This is a genomic window from Microbacterium sp. CGR1, from assembly GCF_001266755.1.
GTDB lineage: Bacteria > Actinomycetota > Actinomycetes > Actinomycetales > Microbacteriaceae > Microbacterium.
In genome coordinates, this window is sequence record NZ_CP012299.1 from 2,701,980 (window position 1) to 2,728,754 (window position 26,775).

Here is a 26,775-nt window from a genome sequence, read left to right on the forward strand (position 1 = left end):
CGGCGTGTCGGCTGTTTCGGACGGCGTCGGCCGTCAGCGGGCCACGACGGCGTCGAGTGCCTCGGGCTCGGAGTCGAGCCGCGCCAGCTCGCGTCGCTGATGCGCGGCGTAGCCGGCACCCCAGCTCGTGAGCGCCTCGACGAGCGGCATCGATCCGCGCCCGAGGTCGCTCAGCCGGTATTCGACTTTGGGAGGGACCTGCCGGTAGACCGTGCGGAGGATCAGGCCGTCGTCCTCCAGCTCGCGCAGCTGACGGGTGAGCACGCGGGCTGTGGGCTCGTCGAGAAGCCGGCTGAGTTCGCCGAAACGCAGCACCTCATGCTCATCGAGGAGGCTGAGGATGCTGGGCTTCCAGGCCCCGCCGAGGACGGCGATCGAGATCTCCGCGTCGCACGCGTCGCCCCACTCCCGGACGATCCGCTCGGTCTTCTCCCTCATCGGCTCCGCCTCCTGGCCGTCATGGTATCCATTCGGTCACTATCTACCCGGAATGACAGTACTTGTCTGAAGTGTACTCAGACCGGGAGACTGATGCGGTGACCTTCCCGATTCCCACGGCATCCGCTCGACCGCGCACGACCCTGCATCCGTGGCTCGCCATGATCCCGCTGCTTCTCGGCATCCTGATCGGGGCTCTCGCGATCAGCAGCATGTCGACCGCGCTGCCCGCGATCCGCGGCGATCTCGTCCTGTCCGACAGTGGAGCGCTGTGGCTCGTCGACGTGTACGCGCTGTCGCTGGCGGCGACCCTGATCATCGCCGCCAGGATCGGAGACGCGTTCGGTCGCAAGCGGATCGTGCTCGCGGGTCTCGCCGGCTTCGCGGTGCTCAACCTCGTCGGCGGATTCGCTCAGGACGGGATGCTGCTCATCGTCGTCCGGGCGCTCCTCGGCGTCGCCGAGGCGTTCGTCGTGGCGGGCGTCGTCGCGACGATCGGGGCGCACTATCACGCACGGCAGCGCGTGCTCGCCTACGGGCTGTGGACCGCGACGTTCGGTGCCGGCAGCGCGCTCGGACCCGTGCTCGGCGGGCTGGTGACCGAGGGGCCGGGGTGGCGCTGGCTGCTGCTCGGAAGCGTGCCGCTCGCCGTCGTCGCCGGGGTGCTCGCGATCTGGCTCGTGCCGGATTCGCGCAGCTCCCGTCGCCCGTCGTGGGACATCCTCAGCATCGTGACGTCGATCGTCGCTCTCGGGTCTCTCGTCTTCGCCCTGCACGAGGTGCTCGCCGCTCCCGTCGCCGCCGGCATCGCAGGTGTCGTCGCCGTCGTGACGCTCGTCTTCTTCATCCGCCGCCAGCGTGCCCTCGCCGAACCTCTCATCGACATGCGGCTGTTCGGCGTGCCCGGCTTCAGCCCTGCGATCGTGCGCATCCTGGCGAGCAGCGGGGTGTCGACGGCATCCGTGCTCCTGGTGAGCCTGCACCTGCAGGATGCGCGGGGATTCAGCGCGGCCGAAGCCGGTATCGCGATCCTGCCGCAGGCGGTGGCGATCGCCCTCGGCGGGGTGCTCGCACCCCTGTTCCTGCGGTGGCTGACCTCGCCGACGCTCACCGTGCTCGCCCTGGTGGTGCAGGGGGCGGGACTCGCGTGGCTGTCCACGGGCGTCGAGCTGGTCGTGATCCCTCTCGTGCTCGTCGGCGCGCGGTTCGGAGTCGCGGCGACGCTCGCCGCCACCACGCTCTTCGACGTCACGACGGAGGACGACGCCGGTCAGGTGGGGGCGATCCAGGAGGTCGGGTTCGCCCTCGGCGGCGGTCTCGGCATCGCGGTGCTCGGCACGATCGCATCGATCGTCGGTTCGCGCGGCTTCCTCGTCGCCCTGCTGGTCGCGACCGTCGCGGTCGTCGCCGCCGCGCTCCTGCCGCTGTGGAGACGCTCGCCGGTGAGCGCTGCCGAGAACCGGGCCATCGATGCCCGCTGAAGGAAGGACACCTGTGTCAGCATCGCGCCCGACCGTCCACTGGATCTATGCCCACCCCCGATCGAGCTCGTTCAACGCGCGACTGTTCCGAGATGGCGTCGACGCCCTCGCGCGCGACCACGATGTCGAGATCACCGACCTGTACTCTCAGGGCTTCGATCCGGTTCTCGCAGCGCCGGATCTGGGCGAGCCCCGGGGGCGTGAGGGCAGCGTCGTCGACCTGATGGGCGAGGCGTACGCCACGGGCCAGCTGCCGCCGGACGTCACCGAGGAGCAGCGCAAGCTCGCGGCCGCCGACCTCGTCGTGCTCCAGTTCCCGCTGTGGTGGTACGGACCGCCGGCGATCCTCAAAGGCTGGCTCGACCGGGTGCTCACCAACGGCTTCGCCTACGGCCCGTCGGATGCCGAGACCGGTCTGCCGCTGCGATACGGAGAGGGCCCGCTCGCCGGGCGCCGAGCCCTCGTGATCGTGACGGCGGGGGAGGACGAGCGCTCGATCGGAGAACGGGGCATCAGCGGGGATCTGGACTCGCTGCTGTTCCCGCTGACCCACGGCACCCTCTGGTACACGGGCATCGAGCCGCTCGACCTGCACGTCGTCCACGACGCTGACGGGTTGGACGCGGAGCGCGTCGATCGCGAGAGCGCACGGCTGATCGAGAGGCTCTCCGGAGTGGCGTTCGAATCTCCGAGCCGCCCGTACCGTCGGCTGCGCGATGGCGACTACCACGGCACCCGGGCGCTGCGATCGGACCTGCTTCCCGGGCGCACCGACCTCGGCATCCATCGCGTCGCGGTCGACTGAGGCGACGCGGCCCGACGCGCGCGGGCGTAGCTCTCCGCTTCTGCACGATCGGCCCCGACGGTGGCAGAGTGTCCGTGAAGGAGGACGGCATGGGTGGAGCGATCCTGTGGGGCGTCGTCGCGGCGTCGCCCCTCATCGTCGGTGCTGTTCTCGCTCTGCTGCGCACCTGGCCGCCGCGCTGGCTGGGCATCGTGCTCGGCTTCGGAGCCGGTGCCCTGATGGCCTCCATCGCCTTCGAGCTGTGGGAGGAGGGGCTGGACCTCGCAGGTCCGATCCCTCTCATCGTCGGCGTGGTCGCGGGCGCGCTCGCGTACTTCATCGCCGACCGGATCCTCGATGCGCGAGCCGCGAAGTCCCAGGAGCAGGGGGCGGGCGTCCCGCTCGCGCTCGGAGCACTGCTCGACGGCATCCCCGAGCAGCTCGTGCTGGGAATCGGACTGGCCTCCGGAGAGCCGGTGAGCATCGCGCTCGTCGTGGCGATCGTGGTCTCGAACCTGCCCGAGTCGATCGGCTCGGCCGCCGACCTGCTGGAGGGCGGCATGGCGAAGTCGCGCGTGCTGCTGCTGTGGGCCGGCATCTCGGTCATCTGCGCGCTGGCGACCGTCGCCGGATTCGCTGTGGCGAGCAGCACCGGCGACGACTTCCGGGCCGGCGCGAGCGGCTTCGCGGCAGGCGCGCTGCTCGTGATGCTCGTCGACTCGATGGTGCCCGACGCGCAGCAGAAGGCCAAGCAGGTGACCGGGCTCGCGACCGTGCTCGGTTTCGCGCTCGCCGCGGGGCTCTCGCTCGCGAGCTGATCCGGGCGTCGCGAGATAAGACGAGTGCGACCGCGGTCAGCGGGGTGGTACAGCCGCCAGGGCTCAGAACCCGGGGTACTCCTGCAGCTTCTGCTCGAACTCGGCTCGGTCCGCATCGCTGAGCACGGCGCTCGCGATGACCACCATCTGCAGCCCTTCGAGGGGCTCGCCGGTGCGGGCGTTCTGCGCCTCGCGCGTCGTCAGGAAGTCGCCCGACGGGTCGTTCGAGAGGTCGAAGATATTCGCGTAGAACCTCATCGGATCGGGATAGTTCTCGGTGTAGTACTCCCACGTGTGCTGCTCGCGCGGGTCTTCGCTGCCGTAGAGCTTCGCGATCATCGACGGGTCGATCCCCGAGTACTCCCCGTTGAACGAGTACAGCGTGGGCAGACCGTGCTCGGCGACGACCGAGTCGATCGTCGACATGACCTCGAGCTTGAGGCTGTAGTCCTGGATCGGCTCGGTGGTGGCCCAGCCGGCGGAGGTGTACTCGATGAGCATCGATTCGCCGCCGTAGCCGTTGCGCTCCGGACGCAGATCCTCGTCGCCGACCTGCACCCAGTCGTATCCGTACTCGGCGGTGATGCGCTCGCGGATGTCGGCGAACAGGCTGTCCGCCTCGGCCTTCACCTCTTCGAGCGACTGCTGGGTGAGAGCGTCCTGCGGGTCGGTGCCCTTGATGCCCGGGTAGGCCTCTTCGTGCTTCTGCTCGTCGGTCTTCATGCCGTCGTAGCTGCCCGAGGCCGACGTCTGCAGTGCACCGATGCCGCCCACGGTGGCGACGTTGAAGATCAGCGTGACAGCGAGGGCGACGGCGGCCAGCGTGCGTCCTCGGGCGGTGAACAGCGCGCCGATCACGACGGCGACGACGACGAGCTGCAGCGTCAGCATCGTCACGCCGTAGACCGCGTCGGTAGCGCCGATCGCGAGCATGATGAGGAGGATCAGGGCGAACAGGATGCCGGCGATGAGTGCGATCCAGCCGAGTGCGTTCGCCGGCTTCTTCTCGGCGGAGGCGACCTCGCCTGCGGTCGCCGTGCCCGACATCGCCGGAGCGCCGGGATGCTGCACGACCGGCCCGGCCTGGCGGCGGGCGTTGCGATAGCCGCCGGGCGGCGGCACGGGCGGCGCACCCTCCGTGCCGGCGACGTAGCGGGCCCGCTGCTTCTCGTGATCCATCACCATGGCTTGTCCGTTCCCGAGCCTCCGCCATCGTCGCCCTGCTGCTGATCGCGCTCCTGCGTGCCCTGCTCGAGCTTGTCCTCGAGCTCTTCGAGCTTCTCGTCGGAGGGCTGCGGCTCCTGCTCCTGCTCCTCCTCCGGCGGCGGCTGCTCGTTCTGCTGCTTCTGCTTGAGGCGGTCCTCGAGGTCTTCCCTGCTCTGCTGCATGTCTCGGTCGGGGTCGGACGACTGCTCCTGCGCCTCGTCGCTGTTGCACTCCTCGGGCATCTCGGTCGTGATGGTGAGCGCCTCGCCGTAGAACTCCGCGGCCCCCGCGCCGTCGCCCTCGGCGCGGGCGGCGTCGCCCATGCGCTCGAGGACGAGAGCGAGGTTGATGCGCACCGTGCACACCTCGAGGCCGGTCGCGAGGTCGAGTGATTCCTCGAGCTTCGCCCGAGCATCCGGCAGCTTCTCGGCGCCCGCCAGCGCGGTGCCGACGTTGAACGGCGCCTTGAAGGGCTCGAACCAGTTGACCCACTCCTGCCCGCGGGCCGACGCCTCTGATCCGGCATAGTCATCGGCCACGTACGCGGTGATCGACTGGTGCGCGAATGCGTACATGCTGAGGATCTTGCCGACGAACAGCAGTGCGGCCAGCGTCAGCGGAAGCGTGCCGATCGCGATCCACCGGCGGATGCGGCGACGGCGACGATTCGAGGCCAGCAGCGCGGCGGCGGCCGACGCCCTCAGGTCCTCCGGGCTGTCGGACGGCGTCCCGCCGGCGCGTGCAGACAGATCTGTCATGCGGCACCTCCGTCGGCCGTCCGGCGTCGCGGCGATGTCGACGGCGCTCGCAGCAGACGCAGTCGGGCCACGAGCATGCTCGCCCTCGTGAGCTCCACGCCGAGCAGCGCCACGATCACGAGGGCGGCGACCCAGTAGAGCTCGGTCACGTTGCCCACGGTTCCGGACTCCGCGTAGGTGGTGGTGGTCGAGGGCGCCTCGGGCAGGGTGAGTGCAGCATCCGCGGTCCGGTGCTGGTACTCGACTCCGAGATCCGAGGCGATCGCCTCGAGGTTCCCCTCGTCGATCACCGACAGCGCGTTCGCACCCTCGTACTCGATGTATTCGCTCGACGAACCGTCCACGCCGCCCGTGGTGAGCTTCATCGATCCGCCCTCCGCGGTGCCGTACCCGAGCACGGCGCCGGCGTCGGTGAGCTCGGCGCTCCCGTCGAACGGCTCGGGGGCCGACGAGACGGTCTGCTCGCCGTCTCCGAAGTAGAACACCATGCGCGAGCGATCGGGCGACGACTCGGCCGCGTTCGACAGGGTGTCCGAGAGCAGCTGGTTCGCGATGCCGATGGAGCTGCCGCGCGACTGGCTCGTCACCTCGGGGCGCAGCACCTCGAGCGACGAGACGAGCGCGGTGGTGTCGGTGGTGAGCGGCATGCGGAGATCGGCCGTGGCGTCGAACGTGATCAGCGCGAACCGCGCACCGGGGTACTCGTCGACGATCGCCTGCACGTCGGCGCGGACGCCGTCGAGGCGAGGCCTGTCGCCGTCCCAGTCCTCGGCGACGATGCTCGCGGTGGTGTCGACGACGAGCACGATGTCGGTGTCGGTCGCGAGGGTCTCGGTGGCACCGCCGGGGATCCCCGGGCGCAGGAGCATGACGAAGCAGGCGAGCAGCATGACGAGCCGCATGGCCCAGAGCGCCCGCCCGCGGCCGGTCGCCCTGACCAGCGCCACCACGGCGAGGGCGGCCACCGGCGCGCAGAGCAGAGCGAGGAGGAAGACGTTCAGCACGGGCTGGAAGATCACAGTCTCACCCTCCACAGCACGACGATGAACGAGAGCATCGAGATCATCAGCACGACGATCCAGAGGTTCGGCGCGTCTGTCCAGACGACCTGCGCCTGACCCTTCAGCGCGGACGCCTCCTGCTCCTGCACCTGCGTGACGATGTCGCTCACGGTGGTGGTGTCCCGCAGGCCGTACGCCTGTCCGCCCGTGGCCTCGGCGGCCTTCGTGAGCTCGGCGCTGACGTCGGCGTCCTTGCCCTGCACCGGGTTGAGTGCGAAGACGCGCACGCCGTTCGATGCGGCATACGCGGCGGCCTCGTCGAGCGTCACGATCGAGGCGCCGTTGACCTCGTTGTCGGTCGCGAAGATGATCGAGCGCGACCGCTCGTCGTCGGGGTGGTCGAACGCCATCGCGCATGCCGCGAGGCCGTCGCCGATCAGCGAGGCGCCGTTGCCGTTGAGCGTGCCGACCCAGTGCTCGGGGACCGATTCGGTGAACTCGAAGCTCTCGCGGATGCTCTGCAGGTGGCTGCGGATGAACTCGTAGTCATCGGTCAGGGGGAAGATCTGCACGGGAGAGCTGTTGAAGATCGTGAGGCCGATGCGTTCGCCCTCGAAGTCCTCGAGCAGCTCCTCGAAGACCGTGAGCACCTCGACGTCGACCTCGCTCATCGACCCCGAGACGTCGAGGCAGAGCATGATGTCACGGCTCGTGTTGACGGGCTGGATGGTCTGCGACGCCATCGGCCGGGCGGAGACGACCCCGGCCGCGAGGGTCGCGATCACGCCGATGAGCAGGATGCTCGACAGTGCGAGCACGCGGCGGTTCAACGCCTGGCGGAAAGTCGGCAGCGCGCGCAGGCGCTCGGCTCGGGCGACGCGGGCGCGCTCGTGGGCCTCGGTCTTCGCACCGCTGCGCAGCCCGATGACGATTCCGAGCGCTATCGCGATGACGACGACGGCCACGGCGACGAGGGTGAGCCACCCGTTCGCTAGTGCCATGTGCGCACCACCGTTCGGGCCGCCTCGGCGCCGGCGATCGGGTCGATCGCGGGACCGGGCCGGAAGATGCTGGGGTAGTAGTGGCGACCCATGGCGTCGACGAGCGCGGGATGGACCCCTCGAGAGACGAGGTCGTCGAGCGCGAGCACCGGTGCCTCGAGTCCGCTGTACTCGTTCACGAACGTGCGCACGACGCGGCTGAGCTCGAGATTCGCGTTGCGTGCGGACAGGGTGCGGGCGCGGTAGTCGTCTTCGATGCGCTGGATCCGGTCGAAGTACTCGACCCGCAGCTGCGACAGCACGTCGGTGGTGAGCAGGGTCGGTCCCTGGGCGTCGCGCGACAGCGTGAGGTCACGCCGCGGCCTGGTGAGCGCCACGACCACCCATGCTGCCGCGATCAGCAGCAGGAGGATGCCGAATGCGACCAGGATCCAGCCCCAGCCGTATTGGAAAGGCGGGTACAGCTCATCAGAGTCGGGCATTCGACCTCCGATTCAGCAGCTGGAGCAGCTGCGAGACGGCGTCGTCCTGACCCGCCAGCACGCTGTGGCTGATCTCCATGCGCTTGAGCAGCTCAGCAAGACGCGCCGCGTCGGCCTCGGTCTGCGCGGCGAGCTCGCGGATGATGTCGGGATCGCCCTGCACGAAGTCCGGCACCTCCCACATGCTGTCGACATCGCTGCGGATGGTGGCCGTCGCGTGGTCGAGCACCGGATCGGCGTCGCTCACGGTCAGCCACAGGACGTCGTGCTGCACGCGCAGTCGGCGCAGCATCCGTTCGGTCTCCGTCGTGACCGGAGCCTCGTCGGTGATGACGACGACGATCATGCGGCGAGAGATCGTGCGCGTGACGTACGACAGCAGCGCGTCGCGGTCGCTGGCTGCCCTGCTCGTGTCGATCGACCGGTCGATCGTGCGCAGCGCGTGCTCCAGTGCGCCCTCGCTGCGGCCCGGCGCGCGGCGGCGGATGCGGTCGGAGTCGCCGTAGACCAGTGAGAAGTCGTCGCCGTGCCGCAGCGCCAGCACGCCGAGCACGCCGGTGGCGAGGATCGCGAGGTCCTTCTTCGACTTCTCGTCGTGCGCGAGCGCGCCCATCGAGCGGCCGGTGTCGACCACGAAGAGGACCGTGTGCATCCGCATCGCACGGTGCCGCTTGACCAGAGGAGTGCCCAGTCGAGCCGTCGCGCGCCAGTCGATGTCGCGCACCTGATCGCCGTACTCGTACTTGCGCAGATCCTCGAAGTCGAGGCTGCGGCCGTGCAGCAGCGACGCGTAGGCGCCGTCGAGCGCGTGCAGCGACTTGCGCGACGAGTGGATGAAGAGCTTGCTCTTCACCTGGGCGATCAGGCTGGCCATGGCGGGTCAGGGCGTGGGGACGGACGCGAAGATCTGGTCGATGATCTCCTCGCTGCGGATGCCCTCGGCGTCGGCCTCGAACGTCAGCAGCACGCGGTGTCGCAGCACGAGGTGGCGCAGCGAGCGGATGTCCTCGGGGATCACGTGGCCGCGGCCGTTGAGCAGCGCCAGCGCCCGCGACGCCTGCAGGAACGCGATGCTCGCACGCGGGCTCGCGCCGTACTTGATGAAGCGCGCGCGCTCCTCGCCGATGTACGGGCCGGGGTTCCGCGTGACGTAGGCGATCGAGACGATGTAGTTGCGGATCGCGGGGTCGACGTAGATGCGGCTCGCGACGTCCTGCAGCATGTGCACGTCGTCGAGGCTGATGGCGCTCGAGACGTGACGGTCGGGATCGAGCACTCCCGAGTCGATGCGGCCGAGGATCTCGAACTCCTCGGCGGGACTCGGGTACTCGACGATCTCCTTGAGCAGGAAGCGGTCCATCTGCGCCTCGGGCAGCTCGTAGGTGCCCTCCTGCTCGATGGGGTTCTGCGTCGCGATCACCAGGAACGGCTTGGGCAGGTGGTGGACCTCGCCGCCGATCGTGGTCTGGTGCTCCTGCATGGCCTCGAGCATGGCGCTCTGGGTCTTGGCGCTCGAGCGGTTGATCTCGTCGAGCAGCACGAAGTTCGCGTGCACCGGTCCGAGCACGGTGCGGAACGACCCGGTCGCCGCGTCGTAGATCTGGTTGCCCGTGATGTCGCTGGGCAGCAGGTCGGGGGTGCACTGGATGCGCTTGAACTGCGCCCTCACGGTGTCGGCGAGGGTGCTGGCCGCGGTGGTCTTCGCCAGACCCGGAACGCTCTCGAGCAGGATGTGCCCGCCCGCGATCAGCGAGATCAGCAGGCTCATGCGCAGACGCTCCTGGCCGACCATCTTGGCCGAGTACGCGTCGGACACGGTCTTGAGCACGGCGCTCGCGCGCTGGAGCTCGGCGTCCGTCGGCGCTTCGGACTTCCTGCTCGCCGACGGGGAGGCCGCGGGGGCCGCGGGGGCCGACGATTCGGCGCGGGTCGCGGGAGCGGGAGGAGCCGGCGCGGCGGCCTGGGCGGAGGGCGCAGGCGGAGGCGGCGGCGTCGAAGCTGCGGAGGGGCCGGGCGCGTAGGGCTCGTTCATCGGTGTGTCTCCTCGTTCCCACGGGGGACGCGTCGACGACCCCCCGTCGACCAGCGTAACCGCATCGGCCGGCGCGGCTCCGGCCCCGGCGCGGATGGCGCGGCGGCGGGGCACGCAGGGGGGACGGCATCCGTGACTCGACATCATGAGATCTGATCCGGCTCGACGCGTATATCGGCGGAGCAACGGACGCGTGCTTAGCTGAGAGCTCGATCTTCGGATGATGCGGGAACGATGAAGCAGCCCAGAACGATGCCGCGCAGTGCGCTCGAGTACTCGATCGGACGACCGCTGTGGGTGGCCGTCGTCGTGCTGAACGTGATCCTCGCGGCCGTCGCCACCTCTGCTTGCGCCTGGGCGTACCTGCACGACACCGAGTCCATGCGATCCATGATCGGCGTGCTCATCGCTGTCCCTTCGCTGTGGTGGGTGATCGCGGTGGCACTCTGGCTCACCACGCTCTCTCGCCGGCGCGTCAGCGCGGAGGACATCAGTCGGGCGAGTGCGAGCGTCCCCGGGGGGATCCTCCTTCCCGGATCGAAGCTCGTGCCCGCGATGACGCTGGTCGCGGCGCTCGCCGCCGCGTCGACCGTCGCGGTCGTGGCGGCGACCGTCAGCGGTGTGTGGCGCATCATCTGGGCACTGGTCGCCGTGCTGCTGCTGGGTCCTGTCGTCAGTCACCTGATCTCACTGCGGCAGCCTCGGCGACTGTTCCTGCATCCCCGCGGACTCGGATCCGCGACCTTCCACCTGGATGCCGAAGTGCACTGGGACGACATCCAGAGCATCGACCTCGGCGTCGGCATGAACAACTCGATGGTTCTGAAGGTGGGTGTTCGTCCTGACGCCCAGAGCTATCGGGAACGGTGGCGTCATCCTTTCTCACGCAGGCGCGGCGTGATTGACATCGACCCGGCAGCGCTGGGGCTGGACGGGACACTGCTCTGGCTCGCCCTTCGTCTCTACGTACTCGAACCATCGACGCGGGAGGAGCTTCGCGGTGACCGTGTTCCGACTCGCCTCCTCGATCCGCGCGAGGCCCTGGCCACGACTCCTCAGCACGTGAGCGATCCGGTGCTCGCGACGTTCAGGCCCGAGGGCGGAACCCGATAGCCGCAGCGTGAGCCGCTCCGCCTCGGGGCAGGCTTCTCGCCGCATCATCCTCGGGCGCGCGGGGACTCCTCGGCGTGGGTCGTGTCGGCGACGTCCTGAGGGGCGCCGCGCTTGCGGCCCACCCAGACGACCACGCAGGCCACGCCGATGATGGCGATGGCGATGCCGACGATGTAGCCGGCGACCCCGAGATAGCCGCCCGGCACGATGTGGGGGTTGAGGAACGGGTACGGATACCACCAGGCCTCGCCGGTGGCGGGGGCGATGATGAGAGCCGCCCGGATCATCGTGTAGACGACCCACACGATGGGGAAGATCGTCGCTATCGCCACGGCACGCCAGCGCAGCGCGCGCCGCCGCGGAGCGAACAGCAGGTCGACCAGCAGGAACAACGGGAAGACCACGTGCAGCACCTCGTTCGACCAGGGGACCGTGACGCCCTGGGGCAGTTCGACGCCGCGGAGCAGGGTGTTGTAGACGATGCCCGTGACGATCATGTACGTGCTGACGCAGACGAGGAGGACAGCGAGCCAGCCGGGCTCCCGCCCGTCGTCGTGACGGTGGCGCAGCGCCCACACCGCGGCGACGATCAGCACGATGGCCGCGAGCAGGTTCGACAGGATCGTGAAGAAGCTGAGGAAGTTCGCCGCGACCGTCGGCAAATGCTGGCCCCACTGGGTGGTGGCCGCGAGAGCGTTCTCGACGCTGCGTGCGAGCTGGGCGATGATCGCCGCGAGTCCGAGCGCTGCTGCTGCCAGTCGGGCGTAGGGCCACCAGGTCGTCATTTCGCCTCCGCGCACACTTTATCGGTCAGTATGCCGGTTGACGCTAGACCGCGATGCCGTCACCTCACGCGGCGCGGCGTCCCCACTTCATCCGTGTCACGAGCACCCCGAGCAGGCACAGCGCGCCGCCGACGAACATGAGCGGGGTCGGCACCTCACCGAGGATCGCCCACGACATGAGGATCGCGATCGCGGGCACGACATAGGTCGTCGCCGACGTCTGGCCGGCCGTGCTGCGCTGCAGGACGTACGCCCAGGTGGTGAACGCGACCGCCGTCGGGAAGATGCCGAGATACACCACCCACAGCGTCGAGCCGAGCGGGGCCGTCTGCAGTGCTCCGACCAGGCTGCCCGCCCACGGAAGCAGCGCGACCGTGCCGGCCACCGCGCCGAGGAACGTCAGCGTGGTCGCGTCGGACCCCGCGCTGAGCAGATGCTTCTGCAGCAGAGTGCATCCCGCGTACATCACGGCCGCGAGCAGCGCGAGCAGCAGCCCGGTGATGTCGGGACCCTCGCTCGTCGACGAGTTCATGCCGATCAGGACGACACCGAGGAAGGCGATCGGCGCACCGATGATCAGCGGCTTCGGAAAGCCCTCACGCAGGAAGAGCCCGCTGAAGACCACCACCATGAGCGGCGCGAGGTTGACCACCATCGCGGCCGTGCCGGCATCGAGCGTGCGCTCGGCGGCATTGAGGGCCAGGTTGTAGACGCAGAACCACCCGACGCCCCAGACCGCGACGAGCCACCAGTGCCTCCGGTCGGGAAGACGGATGCCGTGGCGCACCGCGATGATCGCGAGCACGGCGCTTCCTACGGCCATGCGCAGCAGCGCCAGCGCGCCCGGGTCGAAGTGCGGACCGGCGCCGCGGATGCCGATGAACGCCGAGGCCCACAGCACCACCGTCACCAGTGCGGCGACAAGCACGAGTGGACCCTGTGGTCGGGGCTTCGCGGGGTTCAGGCTGTCGTCGCGGCGCCCGCGACCGGTCTTCGGCATCCTTCGATCCTGGCACCGGCCACCGACATCGGCGATGCGTCCGAGCGACAGCATCCGCTCGTTTTCCGCCACGGGTTGCTGCAGTCCGTTCGAGAGCGTCCGCCGCCCACAGCCCGGAGGGTCGGCGAACGACCTTCGATAGGATGGAGCCGCCCGAAGAGGGCCAGCTCATCAGCCGGTGCAAACCCGGCGAAAGCAAGGGGGATACCCATGCCAGGAATCGTTATCGTCGGCGTCCAGTGGGGCGATGAGGGCAAGGGCAAGGCCACCGACCTGCTCGGCGAGCGCACCGACTGGGTCGTCAAGTTCAACGGCGGCAACAACGCGGGCCACACCGTCGTGGTCGGCAATGAGAAGTACGCACTGCACCTGCTGCCGTCCGGCATCCTGTCGCCGGGCGTCACGCCGGTGATCGGCAACGGCGTCGTGATCGACCTCGAGGTGCTCTTCAGCGAGCTCGAGGCGCTCGGCGGCCGCGGCATCGACGTCTCCCGTCTGAAGGTGAGCGCCAACGCGCACATCATCACCCAGTACCACCGCACTCTCGACAAGGTCACCGAGCGCTTCCTCGGCAAGCGCATGATCGGCACGACCGGCCGTGGCATCGGCCCGGCCTACGCCGACAAGATCAACCGCGTCGGCATCCGCGTGCAGGACCTCTTCGACGAGAACATCCTGCGCCAGAAGGTCGAAGGCGCCCTCGACCAGAAGAACCACCTGCTGGTGAAGATCTTCAACCGTCGCGCGATCACCGCCGACGAGGTCGTCGAAGACCTGCTCTCGTACGCCGAGCGCCTGCGGCCGATGGTCGCCGACACGGGATACCTGCTCGACGAGGCCCTGCGCCGCGATGAGGTGGTCGTGTTCGAGGGCGGTCAGGCCGCCATGCTCGACGTCGACCACGGCACCTACCCATTCGTCACGTCGTCGTCGGCCACGGCGGGCGGCGCGTCCACCGGATCGGGCGTCGGCCCCGGAGCGCTCGACCGCATCGTCGGCATCGTGAAGGCCTACACGACCCGTGTCGGCTCCGGTCCGTTCCCCACCGAGCTGTTCGACGAGCAGGGCGAGTGGCTGCGGTCGCGCGGCTTCGAGTTCGGCACCACCACGGGCCGTCCGCGCCGGGTCGGCTGGTACGACGCCCCGATCACCCGCTACGCGACGCGTGTGAACGGCATCACCGATCTCGTCCTCACCAAGCTCGACATCCTCACCGGACTCGAGCAGATCCCCGTCTGCGTCGCATACGACGTCGACGGTCGGCGCTTCGACGAGGTGCCGGTCAACCAGACCGACTTCCACCACGCGACGCCGATCCTCGAGTACTTCCCGGGGTGGAGCGAGGACATCTCGACCGCACGCACGTTCGACGACCTGCCGAAGAACGCGCAGGACTACGTCATCGCGCTCGAGGGCATGAGCAACACGCGCATCTCCGTCATCGGCGTCGGCCCCGAGCGCGACCAGGTCATCGTGCGTCACGACCTGCTCGACTGAGGCTGACATGACCCGGTTCTGGCTCGGCGGGTACGGACCCGCGATGGACGGCTCGGCCGACGGCATCGGCCTGCTCGCGGGCGACGAGAGCGCGCCCACCGCACTCGAGTATCGGGGAGCGGTCACGCAGACCCCCTCCCCGTCGTGGTTGGCGCAGCATCCGTCGCTCGACGTCGTCTACGCGGCGCTCGAGGGGGATGCCGGAGTGCAGGCGTTCGCGCGCAGCGGCGACTCGACGCTGAAGCCGCTCGGTGAGCCGGTCGCCGCGGGCGACGGCGTCTGCCACGTGGCGGTCTCGTCGAGCGGATCGTTCCTCGTCGCGAGCTGCTACGGCGACGGCCGGGTCGTCCGCATCGGCGTCGACGCGCAGGGCCGCCTGGTGCCGGATGCCGTGAACAAGGCAGCCGAGCTGCGTGCCGCTCTCCTCGGCGAGCCGCTCGAGGCGGCGCCTCCGGCGGGCGTCGCGGCCGCGGCATCCGATCCGTACCCCGGCGAGCTCACCGCGACGGGCGAGGAGCGTGCATCGCACGCGCACTCGGCAGCCTTCCTCGCCGACGGTCGCATCGCGACCACCGATCTCGGCTTCGACCTGGTGCGGATCTGGCGGCCCACCGGGGGTGGCCTGGTGCTCGATCACGAGGTCGTGCTGCCCGTCGGCACCGGCCCCCGGCATATGGTCGTGCACCCCAGCGGCCACCTGCACGTGGTGACCGAGTACTCGTGCGAGGTGTTCACTCTCGGCGCCGGGCGCGACGGCACGTGGGCTGTCGTGTCGTCGGTGCTCGCGAGCCCGATCGCCGAGATCGGCGTGGACTTCCCCGCCGAACTCGCCCGCAGCCGTGACGCGCAGTTCCTCTACACGGCCCTGCGTGGAAGCAACACGATCGCCGCGCTCCGTGTGCGCGGGGGAGGCGAGGCTCTCGAGTCGATCGCCCTCGCCGACTCGGGCGTGGACTGGCCGCGTCATCACGTCGTGCACGAGGGCAAGCTGCTGGTCGCGGGGCAGCGCTCCGACACCGTCGCGCTGATCGACCTCGACGAGCGCACCGGCGCGCCGCTCGGCATCCGCCACCTCGCGCAGGCCCCGGCGCCGACGCACATCCTGCCGGTTCGCTGACGCGCCCGCCGTTCGCGGCTTGACCTCAACCATTGTTGAGGTTTTACGGTCGAGCCTATGACTGTCGACACGGGTGCGGTTCCGACCGCCAACGCCCGCACCGGCATCCTGAGCGGCACCTACGCATGGATCACGATCGGCGCGTGCGCGCTAGTGTTCCTCGGAGCGTTCGAGTCCCTGGCCGTCACGACGGTCATGCCGGCGGTGAGCGCCGACCTCGCCGGCGAGCGCCTCTACGCCCTCGCGTTCGCGGGTCCGCTCGCGACCAGTGTGATCGGCATGGCGGTCGCGGGCAACTGGGCGGATCGCCGCGGACCCGTTGCCCCCCTCTACGCGTCGGTGGCGCTGTTCGTCCTCGGTCTGGTCGTCGCCGGACTCGCGCCGAGCATGGAGGTGCTCGTCGCGGGACGCTTCGCACAGGGGCTCGGCAACGGCGGCCTGATGGTGGCGCTCTATGTGGTCGTCGCCCGCGTGTATCCACGCGAGCTGCATCCGGCGATCTTCGCGGGGTTCGCCGCAGCCTGGGTCGTGCCCTCGCTCATCGGGCCGACCGTGGCGGGTGCCGTCACCGAACTGTGGAGCTGGCACTGGGTCTTCCTCGGCGTCGTGTTCCTCGTGGTGCCGGCGCTGCTCATGGTCGTCCCCGCGCTCCGGGGCCTCTCCGGCGACGGCGTTGCGACGACGCCATGGGCCTTCGGGCGGATCGGATGGTCGGTGCTCGCGGCGGTCGCCGTGCTCGCGCTGAATCTGGTGGGCGATGTGCCGGGAGCGGGTCCTGTTCTCGCGGTCGTCGCGGTCGTCGTGACGCTCGTCGCGGTTCGTGCGCTGTTGCCCGCGGGAACCCTCCGCGCCCGACGCGGCCTTCCCTCCGTGCTCCTCGTGCGAGGGCTCGCCGCCGCCGGATTCTTCGGCGCTCAGGTCTACATCCCCTACCTGCTGACCGACCGCTACGCGGTGTCGCCGACCATCGCGGGGCTCTCCCTCACCGGCGGGGCGCTGGCCTGGTCGGCGGCCGCCACCCTTCAGGGACGCTTGGGCGTCCGGCTCTCGAGTGCGGTGGCCGTGCGGGTCGGCACGGTCTTGGTCGTCGCAGGCGTCCTGCTGGCGCTCGTCGCCGCCGTGCTCGCCGCGCCGGTCGCCGTGATCATCGTCGCCTGGATCGTCGCCGGTGCGGGCATGGGGCTCATGAGCCCACGGACCAGCGCGCTGACGCTCGAGATGTCGGCACCCGAGAACCAGGGCTTCAACAGCTCGGCGATGACCGTCGCCGACTCGTCCGGCAGCGCGCTCGCGCTCGCGATCGCCGGGGTGCTGTTCACCGGCATCGCGGGGGTGGGCGACCCGTTCGTCGCGGTGTTCGCTTTCGCGGGGATCATCGCGCTGGCCGCGGCGGTGCTCGCTCCTCGGGTGGCGCCTCGGGGTGCCTGACCGGACGTTCACAACTCAGGTCGCAACGCGCCCGACGGCGCGTCGCGGAACAACCACCCCGTGACTCGACGTTGGACTTGAGCAAGACTGGGCGACGGAGAGGTGCACCCCATGACTGCTGAGAAGACCGACGACTACGACCTGATCGTGCTGGGCGGCGGGCCGGTGGGCGAGAACGTCGCCGACCGCGCCGTGCAGAACGGAGTGACCGCGATCATCGTCGAGAGCGAGCTGGTGGGCGGTGAGTGCTCGTACTGGGCATGCATGCCGTCGAAGGCGCTGCTGCGTCCGGCCCAGGCGCTGCGAGCCGCGCAGAAGGTCAAGGGCTCGGCCGAGGCGGTGACGGGGTCGCTCGACGTGCGCGCGGTGTTCGACCGCCGCGACTCGTTCACGAGCAACTGGTCGGATGACGGGCAGGTGAAGTGGCTCGACTCCGCCGGCATCGACCTCGCCCGCGGGCACGGTCGTCTGACGGGTGAGCGCGAGGTGACGGTGACGGATGCCGACGGCGGCACCCGCGTGCTCCGCGCCCGCCACGCCGTCGCGATCAGCACCGGGTCGGATGCCGTGATCCCGCCCATCGAGGGCCTGCGCGACTCGTCCCCCTGGACCAGCCGCGAGGCGACCAGCGCAGAGGAGCTGCCCGAGTCGCTGGCCGTGATCGGCGGCGGGGTCGTGGCGGTCGAGATGGCCACGGCTTATGCGGCCCTCGGTTCGACGGTGACGATCATCGCCCGCAGCGGTCTGCTGGGTTCGATGGAGCCGTTCGCCGGCGAGCGCGTCGCGGCCGGGCTGAAGGAGCTCGGTGTCGACGTCCGCACCGACACCGGCACGACCAGCGTGACGCGAGGCGACGGGGGAGTCGAGATCGTGCTCGACGACGGATCGACGGTCACGGCTGCCGAAGTCCTCGTGGCGACCGGCCGGTCTCCTCGTAGCGGCGACATCGGCCTCGACGTCGCGGGTCTCGAGCCCGGTCGCTGGATCACGGTCGACGACACGCTGCGTGTTCCCGGATCCGACTGGCTCTATGCGGTCGGCGATGTGAACGGTCGTGTGCTGCTCACGCACCAGGGCAAGTATCAGGCGCGAGCAGCGGGCGACGTGATCGCGGCGCGCGCCAAGGGCGAGGATGTCGACGATGCGGCCTGGGGTCGTCACGTCGCCACCGCGGACAGCGCGGGCGCCCCTCAGGTGACCTTCTCGTTCCCCGAGGTCGCCTCGGTCGGGCACACCGAGGCCGACGCCCGAAAGGCCGGAACCGACGTGGCCGTCGTGGATTACGACCTGGGTTCTGTCGCCGGCGCGAGCCTCTATGAGGACGGCTTCGAGGGGCAGGCCCGCCTCGTGATCGACAAGGAGCGCGACGTGATCATCGGAGCGACCTTCGTCGGCCCCGAGGTCGCCGAGCTCGTGCAGACGGCCACGGTCGCGATCGTCGGCGAGGTGCCGATCGCCCGCCTGTGGCACGCCGTTCCGGCGTACCCGACGATCAGCGAGATCTGGCTGCGGCTGCTCGAGTCCTATGGGAGGGACTCGGCCTGAGCGCATCGGACGGATGCCGACGACGGACGCCGCGCGGCCCATCCGTTTCGGCATCCGCTCCGAACAACCGACGAGAGACTGGCGCGATCGGCGCGCCCGGAGCAGGATTGTTTCCCACATTGACGACCTCCGGCACAACCCCCGGCCGAATGTCGCACACCTCTTATACGCTCGAACACACATCCGAGGAGGCAGGACCATGAAGGCTGTACTCGCAGGAACCGTCATCGCCGAAGCCGACGAGAGCGATCTCGCGCGCATCGAGGGAAACTGGTATTTCCCGCCGGCATCCATCACGGAGGGTGTGCTCGTCGAGAGCCCCACTCCGTACACATGCCCGTGGAAGGGCGCCGCCCAGTACTTCTCCGTCCAGGCCGGTGGCGAGCTGCACGCCGACTACGCCTGGTCGTATCCGACGCCGTATCCGAGCGCCTTCGACCGTGTGGGCAAGGACTTCTCGGGCTTCGTCGCCTTCGACCCGCGGGTCGAGGTCTCTGCATGACCTCTGTATGCCGCAGTCGAGGCGCTGATGCGCGCCTCGTCGATCGATCGACCGGAGAGTAGTAAATCGTGATCGAGTTCCGCAACGTCACCAAGCAGTTCCCCGATGGCACGACCGCCGTGAAGGACTTCAGCCTGGTGCTGCCGTCCCGCAAGACGACGGTGTTCGTCGGATCCTCGGGATGCGGCAAGACGACTCTGCTGCGCATGATCAATCGCATGGTCGAGCCGACCTCGGGCGAGGTCGAGATCGACGGCGAGAGCGTGCTCGGCGGCGACCCCGTCGCCCTGCGCCGCCGCATCGGCTACGTCATGCAGAACTCCGGCCTGATGCCGCACTTCACGGTGATCGACAACGTCGCCACCGTGCTGCGTCTGACCGGCGTGAAGAAGGGGCCGGCGCACGAGCGCGCGCGTGAGCTGCTCAAGACGGTGGGGCTCGACCAGTCACTCGCCGACCGGTATCCCAGTCAGCTCTCGGGCGGTCAGCAGCAGCGTGTGGGTGTGGCCCGCGGTCTTGCGGCGGATCCGAACATCCTGCTGATGGACGAGCCCTTCGGCGCCGTCGACCCGATCGTGCGCGCCGACCTGCAGCAGGAGACGCTGCGGTTGCAGCACGAGCTCGACAAGACCGTCGTGTTCGTCACCCACGACATCGACGAGGCCTTCCTGCTCGGCGATCAGGTCGTGATCCTCGACAAGGGCGCGCGCATCGTGCAGGTGGGCAGCCCGAGCGAGATCATCGAGAACCCGGCAGACGACTTCGTCGCCTCGTTCATCGGAGCCGACCGTGGGCGTCGGGCCCTGCACCTCAAAGAGACCCCGCACGGCACCGTCGTGGTGGACTCCGAGGGACGCACGCAGGGTGCGATCGTCGCGGCGGCCGAGACGTCCGACGGCCCTCTGGCGGGGCCGGATGCCGCCGCCCTCGGCGCTGTGCAGGGCGAGGGCGCGTGAACTGGGTCACCGACAACCTCGGGTTGATCCTCGATCTGACTCTGGTGCATCTGCGTCAGAGCATCATCCCGATCGTGCTCGGTTTCGTGCTGTCGCTCCCGCTCGGCTGGGTCGCGTGGCGTTTCCGGCTGGTGCGCGGCCCGATCATCGTGCTCACCGGTCTGCTCTACACGATCCCGTCGCTCGCGCTGCTCATCCTGCTGCCCTCGGTCGCCGGGTATTCGGCCCGGAGCGAGTCGAATCTCATCATCGCGCTCACGATCTATGCGATCGCGATCCTGGTGCGCGCGGTCTCCGACGGTCTCGATTCGGTCGATGACGACGTGCGCCAGGCGGCGACGGCGACGGGCTTCGCCGCCTTCCGCAGATTCTGGGCGGTGGAGTTCCCGCTCGCCGGTCCGGTGATCCTCGCCGGACTCCGCGTGACGGCCGTCAGCACCATCTCGCTCGCCACGGTCGGCATCCTGATCGGCGTGACCAACCTCGGCTACCTGTTCACGAACGGCCTCGACCGGCGCATCATCGCCGAGGTGTTCGCGGGCGTCGTCGCCGTGGTCATCATCGCCCTCGTGATCGATCTGATCCTGCTGCTGATCGGTCGCGCGCTGATGCCGTGGACGCGCGCCGCCTCGAAGAAGGTCGCGTCTCGCCCGATCGCGCTGGGGGCCCCGGCATGAATCTCTTCGCCGAGGCCTTCGCCTGGATGCTCGCTCCCGAGCAGTGGACGGGAAACTACGCGCTGCCGAAGCTGCTGGCCGAGCACCTCGCCCTGACGGTGATCTCGGTGCTGATCGCCGCGGTGATCGCGGTGCCGATCGGCTGGCTGATCGGCCACACGGGCAAGGGGCGCGAGGTCGCGGTCGCGATCTCCGGCGCGGCGCGAGCGATTCCCGCGTTCGGCCTGATGATCCTGCTCGTCCTCCTGCTCGGCGTGCTGCGCGTGCCGCAGGCGGCCATCATCACCTTCGTTCTGCTCGCGATCCCCTCGCTGCTCGCCGGCGCGTATACGGGGCTCGAGGCGATCGATCGCCGCGTGATCGATTCGGCCAAGGCGATGGGCATGACCGGCTGGCAGATCTTCTGGAAGGTCGAGGTGCCGCTCGGACTGCCTCTGCTCGTCGGCGGCCTCCGCTCAGCCCTCCTTCAGGTCATCGCGACCGTCACGATCGCCGCCTACGTGAATCTCGGCGGCCTCGGCTGGCCGATCATCCAGGGCATTCCCCTGCAGAAGTTCGATCAGGTGCTGGCCGGGGCGATCCTCGTGGCCACGCTGGCGCTGCTCGTCGACCTGATCCTCGCCGCAGCCCAGCACGCCGCGGTGCCGGCGGGGCTCCGTGCCGGCCGTCCCACCCGTCGCCGGTCGCGCGACCTCGCTCCCGCCGCGGCTCCGGCCACGGCTTGATCGCGCACCGGCTCCTTCGTCCCTACCGCGCAGTTCCACACAGCAGCAGTCCCCACAGCAGTTTCAGAAAAGAGGAAGTCCATGTTCACAGCACGAGGCAAGCGCTCTGTCTTCGCCGTCGGTCTTGTCGCCGCGGCTGCACTCGCCCTGTCCGCCTGCTCGTCGAGCAACCCGCTCGACGAGCCGTCCGACTCCGGTGAGAGCTCGGGCAGCGGCGACACGATCGTCGTCGGCTCGCAGGCGTACTACTCCAACGAGATCATCGCCGAGATCTACGCCCAGGCGCTCGAGGCCGCCGGCTTCGACGTCGAGAAGCAGCTCAGCATCGGCCAGCGTGACGCGTACATGCCGGATGTCGAGTCGGGCGACATCGACGTCTTCCCCGAGTACACGGGCAGCCTGCTCGAGTACATCTCGGATGACGAGGTCGATGTCACGAGCCCTGACGACGTCTACGCGGCGCTGCAGGAGGCCCTTCCCGAGAGCCTGACCGCTCTCGACTTCGCCGAGGCGACCGATCAGGACTCCTACACGGTGCTGAAGAGCTTCGCCGAGGAGAACGACCTGAAGACGATCGGCGACCTCTCGAAGGTGACCTCCGAGGTCACGATCGGTGCGGCTCCGGAGTTCGAGCAGCGTCCGTACAGCCCGGCCAAGGCCAAAGAGGTCTACGGCGTCGACCTGACGTTCTCGGCCACCGGCCCGACCACGCTCGAGTCGCTGCTCGCCGGCCAGATCCAGGTCGCCGACATCTACACCGCCGACCCGGCTTTCGAGACCGAGGAGATCATCGCTCTCGAAGACCCCGAGAACCTGATCATCTCGTCGAACGTCGTGCCGATCGTCTCGAGCGACATCGCCGACGACGTCTCCGATGTCCTCAACGCCATCAGCGCCAAGCTGACCGGCGAGGAGCTCGTCGCCCTCAACGTGCTCAGCACGGTCGAGGAGCAGTCCTCCGCGGACATCGCGAAGAAGTGGCTCGCTGACAACGACCTCGTCTGATCCGAGTCGTCCTCACAGAAGTGCCCGGCCCTTCAGGGGGCCGGGCACTTCTGCGTCCAGGGACTGCCTAGACCCTGGCGTCCTGCCGGGGTATCAGCACCTGTTTGATCACGATGAGGATGGATGCCGCGACCGGCACCGCCACGAGAGCGCCGAGCAGGCCGAGCAGCGTGCCGCCGGCGAGGGCGCCGATCACGACGAGGGCACCCGGAACGGCGACGGCCTTGTTCATGACGCGCGGGGTGATGACGTAGGCCTCGATCTGCATGTACACGAGGTAGATCAGGGCGAAGACGAGCGCTGCCACGGGGTTCGTGAACAGGGCGAGGCTCGTGCCGATGATCCAGAAGATAACCGATCCGACGAGCGGGATCAGCGTGATGCAGAAGGCGACGGTCGCCATGAGCGGCGGGAAAGGCAGGCCCAGGAACAGATAGAGCAGGAAAGCGAGCACGGCGTTGCAGAACGCGAGCACGACCATTCCCATCACGTAGGCGCCTACGGAATCGGTGATCTGCTCGGTGATGTCGCTTGCGCGAGCGCGGTCACGTGCGGGAGCGAGACGGAGCATCCCCGACTTGATCGACGGCAGCGTCGCGACGAAGTAGAGCGTGAGCACGAGCACCACGATGATGCCTGAGATGGCGTTGGCGATCGAGGCGCCGACCTGTAGCGCTCCCCCGCCGATCGCGGCGATGTTTCCCGGGTCGGTGAGGAACCTCTGCACATCGGCGACGAGGTCCTGGAACTGGTCGCCGAACTGGGCGTCGAGCGTCGCGTAGATGTCGCTGCGGGTGAACTCCTGGATCATCCCCGGCACCGACCGCACGAAGCTCGCGACCTGGTCGATCACGACCGGCAGCACCATCCACACGACGAGACCCGCCACGATCACGAGCCCGAGGATCGCGACGACCACCGAGATGGCGCGAGACAGCCCGCGCCGCTCGAGGAAGCGCACGGTGGGGTCGAGGCCCAGGGCGGCGAACAGTGCCAGGGCGATGTAGATGAGCACGGTCGACAGGTTCGCGACGGCCAGACCGAGCACGATGGCGGCGAGGCCGCCGATCGTCACCAGGAATCCGAACACGAAAGGCCGGTCGATGCGCGTCCAGAACGAGCGGCTCGGAGTCATCGGCTCGACGACCCCGTGATGAACTGCCGGCGACGTCTTCGGGGTGTGTGGGGAGATCGCCGGAACGGCGGTGTCTCCTGCGGGGGAGCTCGCGGACCCCGGGGTGTCGGCGGATGCTTCGGTGATCGACGCTGCGACGTCGGGTGCCGAGGAGGGTTCGGATGCGGCAGCAGACGCGCTCTTCGACGGGTCCTGCTCTTCTCGGCTCATGTGCTCACGATAGCGGCCGAGCGCGGGTCCATCCGGGAGGCATCCCCCCTTCAGGGTGGGGTCGTTCTGACGCGTGTTTCCGTAGAGTAGGGGGCATGACCGCCGCCGAAGACCCCCGAGCTGAACTCCTCCGACTGCGTTCGAGCATCGACAACATCGACGCCGCACTCATCTTCATGCTCGCCGAGCGCTTCCGCGCCACGCAGCAGGTCGGTCAGCTCAAAGCCGAGCACGAGATGCCGGCATCCGATCCCGGTCGCGAGGAGCAGCAGGTCGCGCGGCTCAAGGCACTCGCCGAGCAGGCGCATCTCGATCCGGAGTTCGCCGAGAAGTGGTTCAACTTCGTCGTGGCCGAAGTGATCCGCCATCACACCGAAGCCGCCGAAGGACGATGATCCGGCCTTCCGAGCGAGTGACAGTGTGTGCAGCACTCACTCGCCCGGGGACCGAACTAAGTTTATTGAATAAACTATGACCGAGGGTACGCAGAACCACCAGGTCTGTCAACTGATTCCTGCACCGGGACCGGCACCATGCTGAACGGCGATGACGCACTCGACACCCAGGCCTCGGTCCGCCGCGCGAACCTGCGCCGGGCGCTGCAGCTGGTCTTCCGCAACCCGGGCTCCGAGACCCGGGCGGGGATCGCCCGAGCCACCGGCCTGACTGCGGCGACGGCCTCGTCGCTGGTCGCCGAGCTCATCGAGCTGCAGCTGGTCGTCGACGGCGAGCAGGCCGCCAGCACGGGCGGCAAACGCGCGACCACGCTGAGCATCGAGGCCGAGCATCACGTCATCCTGGTGCTCGTGATCCGACCGACCGATGCTCGCATCGCTCTGGTCGCGCTCGACGGCACCGAGGTCGAGACGCGGCGAGTCGCGTTCTCCGATGAATCACGGGTGCGAATGCTCGACGCTGCGCTGACGGAGATCGCCGCCGAATACGCCGGACGGCTGCTCGTCGCGGGCGTGCAGCTTCCCGGAACGACAGACGGCCGCCGCGTGTTCGAGAGCGTGCAGCTCGGATGGACCGACGTGCCCCTCGCCGAGCGTTTCGAGCGCCTGCTATCGGTTCCCGTCCTTCTCGTGAACGACGTCGATGCCGAGGCGATCGCTGAAGCGGCCCGAGAGGATGAGTCGTCCGGATACCGGCTGTTCATCCACATCGGCACCGGGATCGGTGCGGCGGTGACTCTAGACGGCGAACTCGCACCGGGCCCACGCGATCGCGCGGGCGAGATCGGTCACGTCCAGGTGCAGTTCGGCGAGGATGCGCGCGCGTGTCGCTGCGGACGCCAGGGATGCCTGGAATCGGCGTCGTCGATGACGGCGATGCTGGGCGATGACTTCGATGACGCCATGGATGACGAGGCGATCACCGCGCTGGCCGCGTCTGCCGATGAAGAGAAGCTGGCTGAGGGCGCACGCGCACTCGCGCGCACCATCAAGCTCATCGCCGCAGTGCTCGACGCGGCCGAGGTCGTGATCGGGGGGCCGGCGCGCGCGCTCGGAGACCCGTTCCTCGGCCTCGTGCAGGCGGAGATCGACTACACGGCGACGGGCACCGCGAACGTTCCGGTGCGTTTCGCGGATGCCGACGCGTCGATCTCGACGGGGGTCGCACAGGTGGCGCTGTCGAGCGCGCTCGGGGTCCGCTGGAGTCCCGCGCAGCTGCGCGCGGCATCCGTTCCGGCATCCTGATTCGCAGATCGGCAACGACGCATCGGAGGATGCGGGATCCCGCTCAGCGCGAGGCGATCCCGACGAGGGCGGCGACGAGCCCGGCGATCACCAGGACGACGATCGCGAGGATGTGCACCACCTTGCCCACGACGAGCATCGGCAGGTCGGGTCCGTCGTACGACGCGGGATTGAAGAGCGTGCCGCGTGCGCGGAAGCTCCAGCGCATGCCGAACCCGATGCGCCGCAGCGCGTGCGACGGTGCGGCGAACGTCTGCCCGCGCTCTTCGCGTGATGCCTTCCACGCAGCCTGCACGGCATACCAGGCGATGACGAAGAACGGCATTGCGAGAGACACGGCCCAGGCGATGAGCGCGACGCCGATCACGGTGCCCATGCCGGGGTCGAGCTCACGGATGAAGAACAGCCCGAGAGCCGCGAGTCCGACGGCCACGGGCACCAGCACCACGCCCCACCCCCACCCGGGGTGAGCGTCTTCCGTCGGCCGCCTCTCGACGCGCCCCGCATCCTGCCAGGTCATGTGATCCCCCCGTCTCACCGCGCCGGATGGCGGAGTCGACCGTGCCAGAGTACCGGGAGCGGTCGGTTCCTGTCGGTGGAGAGGATGCTGAGCATCGCGAGAGGATGGGGTCATGACACGCATCCTCGTCACGGGCTCCACGGACGGTCTCGGCCGCGCGACGGCCGCCGCACTTCTCGACCAGGGCCATCGGGTGATCGTCCATGCGCGCAGCGCGGATCGAGCAGCCGCCGTCTCATCGCTGACGGATCGCGGTGCCGATCTCGTCATCGCCGACCTCACGGATCGCCGCGCCGTCAGGGATGTCGCCGACGAGCTGAACGGGGGAGCGGAGGTCGACGCGGTCATCCACAACGCCGGTGTCATCTCGGGGTCCGGCATCCTGCCCGTCAACGTGGTCAGTCCCTACCTGCTCACCGCGCTGCTGCGCACGCCCACACGTCACGTCTACCTCAGCAGCGGGATGCATCGCGGCGGCTCGACCGATCTCACAGAGCTCGACTGGGACGGCTCGCGGACGACGGCCAGCTACTCCGACAGCAAGCTGTTCGTCACGGCTCTGTCGGCGGCGGTCGCCCGACGGTGGGCGCCTCGCGTCGCGGCCGACTCGGTCGATCCTGGATGGGTGCCGACGAAGATGGGCGGTGCCGGCGCCCCCGACGACTTCGATCTCGGGCATGAGACGCAGGAGCGCCTCGCGACCGAGCCGCGTCTCGACGTCACCGGCGGATACTGGCACCACGGCGAGCGGCGCACACCCCACCCGGCCGTCGACGACACATCCTTCCAGGAGCGGCTCCTCGCGGCCCTCGCTGACGCGACCGGGGTCGAGCTGCCTGCGCGGTAGGCGTCAGAGTCG

At 69.1% G+C, this 26,775-nt stretch carries 28 protein-coding genes; 16 read left to right on the plus strand and 12 right to left on the minus strand.

The window, feature by feature from the left end:
- Positions 1-33: 33 nt before the first annotated feature.
- Positions 34-438 carry a winged helix-turn-helix transcriptional regulator gene (locus tag AKG07_RS13090; protein ID WP_053098322.1) on the minus strand — a complete coding sequence of 135 codons (405 nt, stop codon included), beginning with the start codon at positions 436-438 and terminating at the stop codon, positions 34-36.
- Positions 439-536: 98 nt separating this feature from the next.
- Between AKG07_RS13090 and AKG07_RS13095 the strand changes: the two genes are divergently transcribed.
- From AKG07_RS13095 to AKG07_RS13105, 3 genes are all read left to right on the plus strand, one after another.
- Positions 537-1,919: an MFS transporter gene (locus AKG07_RS13095; RefSeq protein ID WP_053098323.1), complete on the plus strand. Its 1,383-nt coding sequence runs from the start codon at positions 537-539 to the stop codon at positions 1,917-1,919.
- A 13-nt stretch (positions 1,920-1,932) separates the two neighbouring features.
- Positions 1,933-2,724: an NAD(P)H-dependent oxidoreductase gene (locus AKG07_RS13100; protein ID WP_233277271.1), complete on the plus strand. Its 792-nt coding sequence runs from the start codon at positions 1,933-1,935 to the stop codon at positions 2,722-2,724.
- Positions 2,725-2,813: 89 nt separating this feature from the next.
- Positions 2,814-3,521, plus strand: coding sequence for a ZIP family metal transporter (locus tag AKG07_RS13105; protein ID WP_053098325.1), 708 nt, complete (start codon positions 2,814-2,816; stop codon positions 3,519-3,521).
- 63 nt (positions 3,522-3,584) lie between these two features.
- Here AKG07_RS13105 and AKG07_RS13110 read toward each other — a convergent pair whose 3' ends face one another.
- From AKG07_RS13110 to AKG07_RS13140, 7 genes are read right to left on the minus strand one after another with little or no spacing between them, the layout of a single operon-like run.
- A complete protein-coding gene (locus AKG07_RS13110) occupies positions 3,585-4,706 on the minus strand; it encodes a hypothetical protein (protein ID WP_053098326.1) in 1,122 nt (373 codons plus the stop codon).
- Positions 4,700-5,485 (minus strand): tetratricopeptide repeat protein, encoded by a 786-nt coding sequence (locus tag AKG07_RS13115; protein WP_053098327.1) that lies wholly within the window; start codon positions 5,483-5,485, stop codon positions 4,700-4,702. Before AKG07_RS13115 ends, AKG07_RS13110 begins: the two co-directional genes overlap by 7 nt.
- Entirely contained in the window at positions 5,482-6,519 is a 1,038-nt protein-coding gene (locus AKG07_RS13120; RefSeq protein ID WP_233277272.1) for a vWA domain-containing protein, read from the minus strand. The genes AKG07_RS13115 and AKG07_RS13120 overlap by 4 nt, the downstream gene beginning before the upstream one ends.
- The gene (locus AKG07_RS13125) at positions 6,501-7,487 is read right to left on the minus strand and encodes a vWA domain-containing protein (RefSeq protein ID WP_053098329.1); all 987 of its coding nucleotides are present in this window, start codon (positions 7,485-7,487) and stop codon (positions 6,501-6,503) included. Before AKG07_RS13125 ends, AKG07_RS13120 begins: the two co-directional genes overlap by 19 nt.
- The gene (locus AKG07_RS13130; RefSeq protein ID WP_053098330.1) at positions 7,478-7,969 is read right to left on the minus strand and encodes a hypothetical protein; all 492 of its coding nucleotides are present in this window, start codon (positions 7,967-7,969) and stop codon (positions 7,478-7,480) included. The genes AKG07_RS13125 and AKG07_RS13130 overlap by 10 nt, the downstream gene beginning before the upstream one ends.
- On the minus strand, positions 7,956-8,843 hold the full coding sequence (locus AKG07_RS13135; protein ID WP_053098331.1) for a DUF58 domain-containing protein: 888 nt from the start codon (positions 8,841-8,843) through the stop codon (positions 7,956-7,958). The genes AKG07_RS13130 and AKG07_RS13135 overlap by 14 nt, the downstream gene beginning before the upstream one ends.
- A 6-nt stretch (positions 8,844-8,849) precedes the next feature.
- Positions 8,850-10,001 (minus strand): AAA family ATPase, encoded by a 1,152-nt coding sequence (locus tag AKG07_RS13140; RefSeq protein WP_201778463.1) that lies wholly within the window; start codon positions 9,999-10,001, stop codon positions 8,850-8,852.
- Positions 10,002-10,235: 234 nt separating this feature from the next.
- Between AKG07_RS13140 and AKG07_RS13145 the strand changes: the two genes are divergently transcribed.
- On the plus strand, positions 10,236-11,114 hold the full coding sequence (locus AKG07_RS13145) for a hypothetical protein (protein WP_053098332.1): 879 nt from the start codon (positions 10,236-10,238) through the stop codon (positions 11,112-11,114).
- 44 nt (positions 11,115-11,158) lie between these two features.
- On the opposite strand, the gene AKG07_RS13150 is transcribed toward AKG07_RS13145, so the two are convergent.
- Together AKG07_RS13150 and AKG07_RS13155 are read right to left on the minus strand one after the other, a co-directional pair.
- On the minus strand, positions 11,159-11,899 hold the full coding sequence (locus AKG07_RS13150) for a Pr6Pr family membrane protein (RefSeq protein WP_053098333.1): 741 nt from the start codon (positions 11,897-11,899) through the stop codon (positions 11,159-11,161).
- A 64-nt stretch (positions 11,900-11,963) separates the two neighbouring features.
- Positions 11,964-12,899, minus strand: a complete 936-nt coding sequence (locus AKG07_RS13155; protein ID WP_053099328.1) for a DMT family transporter — start codon at positions 12,897-12,899, stop codon at positions 11,964-11,966.
- Between the two features lie 210 nt (positions 12,900-13,109).
- Between AKG07_RS13155 and AKG07_RS13160 the strand changes: the two genes are divergently transcribed.
- The 9 genes from AKG07_RS13160 (at position 13,110) to AKG07_RS13200 (ending at position 22,351) form a co-directional block, all read left to right on the plus strand.
- Positions 13,110-14,396, plus strand: coding sequence for an adenylosuccinate synthase (locus AKG07_RS13160; protein WP_053098334.1), 1,287 nt, complete (start codon positions 13,110-13,112; stop codon positions 14,394-14,396).
- Between the two features lie 7 nt (positions 14,397-14,403).
- On the plus strand, positions 14,404-15,513 hold the full coding sequence (locus AKG07_RS13165; protein ID WP_053098335.1) for a lactonase family protein: 1,110 nt from the start codon (positions 14,404-14,406) through the stop codon (positions 15,511-15,513).
- Positions 15,514-15,570: 57 nt separating this feature from the next.
- The gene (locus AKG07_RS13170; protein ID WP_053098336.1) at positions 15,571-16,941 is read left to right on the plus strand and encodes an MFS transporter; all 1,371 of its coding nucleotides are present in this window, start codon (positions 15,571-15,573) and stop codon (positions 16,939-16,941) included.
- 111 nt (positions 16,942-17,052) lie between these two features.
- Positions 17,053-18,486: a dihydrolipoyl dehydrogenase family protein gene (locus AKG07_RS13175; protein ID WP_053098337.1), complete on the plus strand. Its 1,434-nt coding sequence runs from the start codon at positions 17,053-17,055 to the stop codon at positions 18,484-18,486.
- Positions 18,487-18,685: 199 nt separating this feature from the next.
- A complete protein-coding gene (locus tag AKG07_RS13180; protein ID WP_053098338.1) occupies positions 18,686-18,988 on the plus strand; it encodes a DUF427 domain-containing protein in 303 nt (100 codons plus the stop codon).
- Positions 18,989-19,056: 68 nt separating this feature from the next.
- On the plus strand, positions 19,057-19,944 hold the full coding sequence (locus AKG07_RS13185; RefSeq protein WP_053098339.1) for an ABC transporter ATP-binding protein: 888 nt from the start codon (positions 19,057-19,059) through the stop codon (positions 19,942-19,944).
- Positions 19,941-20,621 carry an ABC transporter permease gene (locus tag AKG07_RS13190; protein ID WP_053098340.1) on the plus strand — a complete coding sequence of 227 codons (681 nt, stop codon included), beginning with the start codon at positions 19,941-19,943 and terminating at the stop codon, positions 20,619-20,621. The genes AKG07_RS13185 and AKG07_RS13190 overlap by 4 nt, the downstream gene beginning before the upstream one ends.
- Positions 20,618-21,346 (plus strand): ABC transporter permease, encoded by a 729-nt coding sequence (locus AKG07_RS13195; RefSeq protein ID WP_053099329.1) that lies wholly within the window; start codon positions 20,618-20,620, stop codon positions 21,344-21,346. Before AKG07_RS13190 ends, AKG07_RS13195 begins: the two co-directional genes overlap by 4 nt.
- Before the next feature lie 81 nt (positions 21,347-21,427).
- Entirely contained in the window at positions 21,428-22,351 is a 924-nt protein-coding gene (locus AKG07_RS13200) for an ABC transporter substrate-binding protein (RefSeq protein ID WP_053098341.1), read from the plus strand.
- A 67-nt stretch (positions 22,352-22,418) separates the two neighbouring features.
- Here AKG07_RS13200 and AKG07_RS13205 read toward each other — a convergent pair whose 3' ends face one another.
- Complete coding sequence (locus tag AKG07_RS13205) at positions 22,419-23,696, minus strand: AI-2E family transporter (protein ID WP_053098342.1); 1,278 nt, start codon at positions 23,694-23,696, stop codon at positions 22,419-22,421.
- A gap of 95 nt (positions 23,697-23,791) precedes the next feature.
- Between AKG07_RS13205 and AKG07_RS13210 the strand changes: the two genes are divergently transcribed.
- Positions 23,792-24,091, plus strand: a complete 300-nt coding sequence (locus AKG07_RS13210) for a chorismate mutase (RefSeq protein WP_053098343.1) — start codon at positions 23,792-23,794, stop codon at positions 24,089-24,091.
- Positions 24,092-24,229: 138 nt separating this feature from the next.
- Positions 24,230-25,396, plus strand: coding sequence for an ROK family protein (locus AKG07_RS13215; protein ID WP_053098344.1), 1,167 nt, complete (start codon positions 24,230-24,232; stop codon positions 25,394-25,396).
- Positions 25,397-25,439: 43 nt separating this feature from the next.
- Here the strand turns inward: AKG07_RS13215 and AKG07_RS13220 are convergent, their stop codons facing one another.
- Positions 25,440-25,916 (minus strand): hypothetical protein, encoded by a 477-nt coding sequence (locus AKG07_RS13220; protein ID WP_053098345.1) that lies wholly within the window; start codon positions 25,914-25,916, stop codon positions 25,440-25,442.
- Between the two features lie 112 nt (positions 25,917-26,028).
- On the opposite strand from AKG07_RS13220, the gene AKG07_RS13225 reads away from it, so the two are divergent.
- Positions 26,029-26,763, plus strand: a complete 735-nt coding sequence (locus tag AKG07_RS13225; protein ID WP_053098346.1) for an SDR family NAD(P)-dependent oxidoreductase — start codon at positions 26,029-26,031, stop codon at positions 26,761-26,763.
- Positions 26,764-26,775: the final 12 nt, after the last annotated feature.

Coding starts and splice junctions, on each gene's coding strand:
- AKG07_RS13090 (WP_053098322.1), bottom strand. CDS start 438: ATGAGGGAGAAGACCGAGCGGATCGTCCGGGAGTGGGGCGACGCGTGC.
- AKG07_RS13105 (WP_053098325.1), top strand. CDS start 2,814: ATGGGTGGAGCGATCCTGTGGGGCGTCGTCGCGGCGTCGCCCCTCATC.
- AKG07_RS13110 (WP_053098326.1), bottom strand. CDS start 4,706: ATGGTGATGGATCACGAGAAGCAGCGGGCCCGCTACGTCGCCGGCACG.
- AKG07_RS13115 (WP_053098327.1), bottom strand. CDS start 5,485: ATGACAGATCTGTCTGCACGCGCCGGCGGGACGCCGTCCGACAGCCCG.
- AKG07_RS13125 (WP_053098329.1), bottom strand. CDS start 7,487: ATGGCACTAGCGAACGGGTGGCTCACCCTCGTCGCCGTGGCCGTCGTC.
- AKG07_RS13130 (WP_053098330.1), bottom strand. CDS start 7,969: ATGCCCGACTCTGATGAGCTGTACCCGCCTTTCCAATACGGCTGGGGC.
- AKG07_RS13135 (WP_053098331.1), bottom strand. CDS start 8,843: ATGGCCAGCCTGATCGCCCAGGTGAAGAGCAAGCTCTTCATCCACTCG.
- AKG07_RS13140 (WP_201778463.1), bottom strand. CDS start 10,001: ATGAACGAGCCCTACGCGCCCGGCCCCTCCGCAGCTTCGACGCCGCCG.
- AKG07_RS13145 (WP_053098332.1), top strand. CDS start 10,236: ATGAAGCAGCCCAGAACGATGCCGCGCAGTGCGCTCGAGTACTCGATC.
- AKG07_RS13150 (WP_053098333.1), bottom strand. CDS start 11,899: ATGACGACCTGGTGGCCCTACGCCCGACTGGCAGCAGCAGCGCTCGGA.
- AKG07_RS13155 (WP_053099328.1), bottom strand. CDS start 12,899: ATGCCGAAGACCGGTCGCGGGCGCCGCGACGACAGCCTGAACCCCGCG.
- AKG07_RS13160 (WP_053098334.1), top strand. CDS start 13,110: ATGCCAGGAATCGTTATCGTCGGCGTCCAGTGGGGCGATGAGGGCAAG.
- AKG07_RS13165 (WP_053098335.1), top strand. CDS start 14,404: ATGACCCGGTTCTGGCTCGGCGGGTACGGACCCGCGATGGACGGCTCG.
- AKG07_RS13170 (WP_053098336.1), top strand. CDS start 15,571: ATGACTGTCGACACGGGTGCGGTTCCGACCGCCAACGCCCGCACCGGC.
- AKG07_RS13175 (WP_053098337.1), top strand. CDS start 17,053: ATGACTGCTGAGAAGACCGACGACTACGACCTGATCGTGCTGGGCGGC.
- AKG07_RS13180 (WP_053098338.1), top strand. CDS start 18,686: ATGAAGGCTGTACTCGCAGGAACCGTCATCGCCGAAGCCGACGAGAGC.
- AKG07_RS13195 (WP_053099329.1), top strand. CDS start 20,618: ATGAATCTCTTCGCCGAGGCCTTCGCCTGGATGCTCGCTCCCGAGCAG.
- AKG07_RS13200 (WP_053098341.1), top strand. CDS start 21,428: ATGTTCACAGCACGAGGCAAGCGCTCTGTCTTCGCCGTCGGTCTTGTC.
- AKG07_RS13205 (WP_053098342.1), bottom strand. CDS start 23,696: ATGAGCCGAGAAGAGCAGGACCCGTCGAAGAGCGCGTCTGCTGCCGCA.
- AKG07_RS13210 (WP_053098343.1), top strand. CDS start 23,792: ATGACCGCCGCCGAAGACCCCCGAGCTGAACTCCTCCGACTGCGTTCG.
- AKG07_RS13215 (WP_053098344.1), top strand. CDS start 24,230: ATGCTGAACGGCGATGACGCACTCGACACCCAGGCCTCGGTCCGCCGC.
- AKG07_RS13220 (WP_053098345.1), bottom strand. CDS start 25,916: ATGACCTGGCAGGATGCGGGGCGCGTCGAGAGGCGGCCGACGGAAGAC.
- AKG07_RS13225 (WP_053098346.1), top strand. CDS start 26,029: ATGACACGCATCCTCGTCACGGGCTCCACGGACGGTCTCGGCCGCGCG.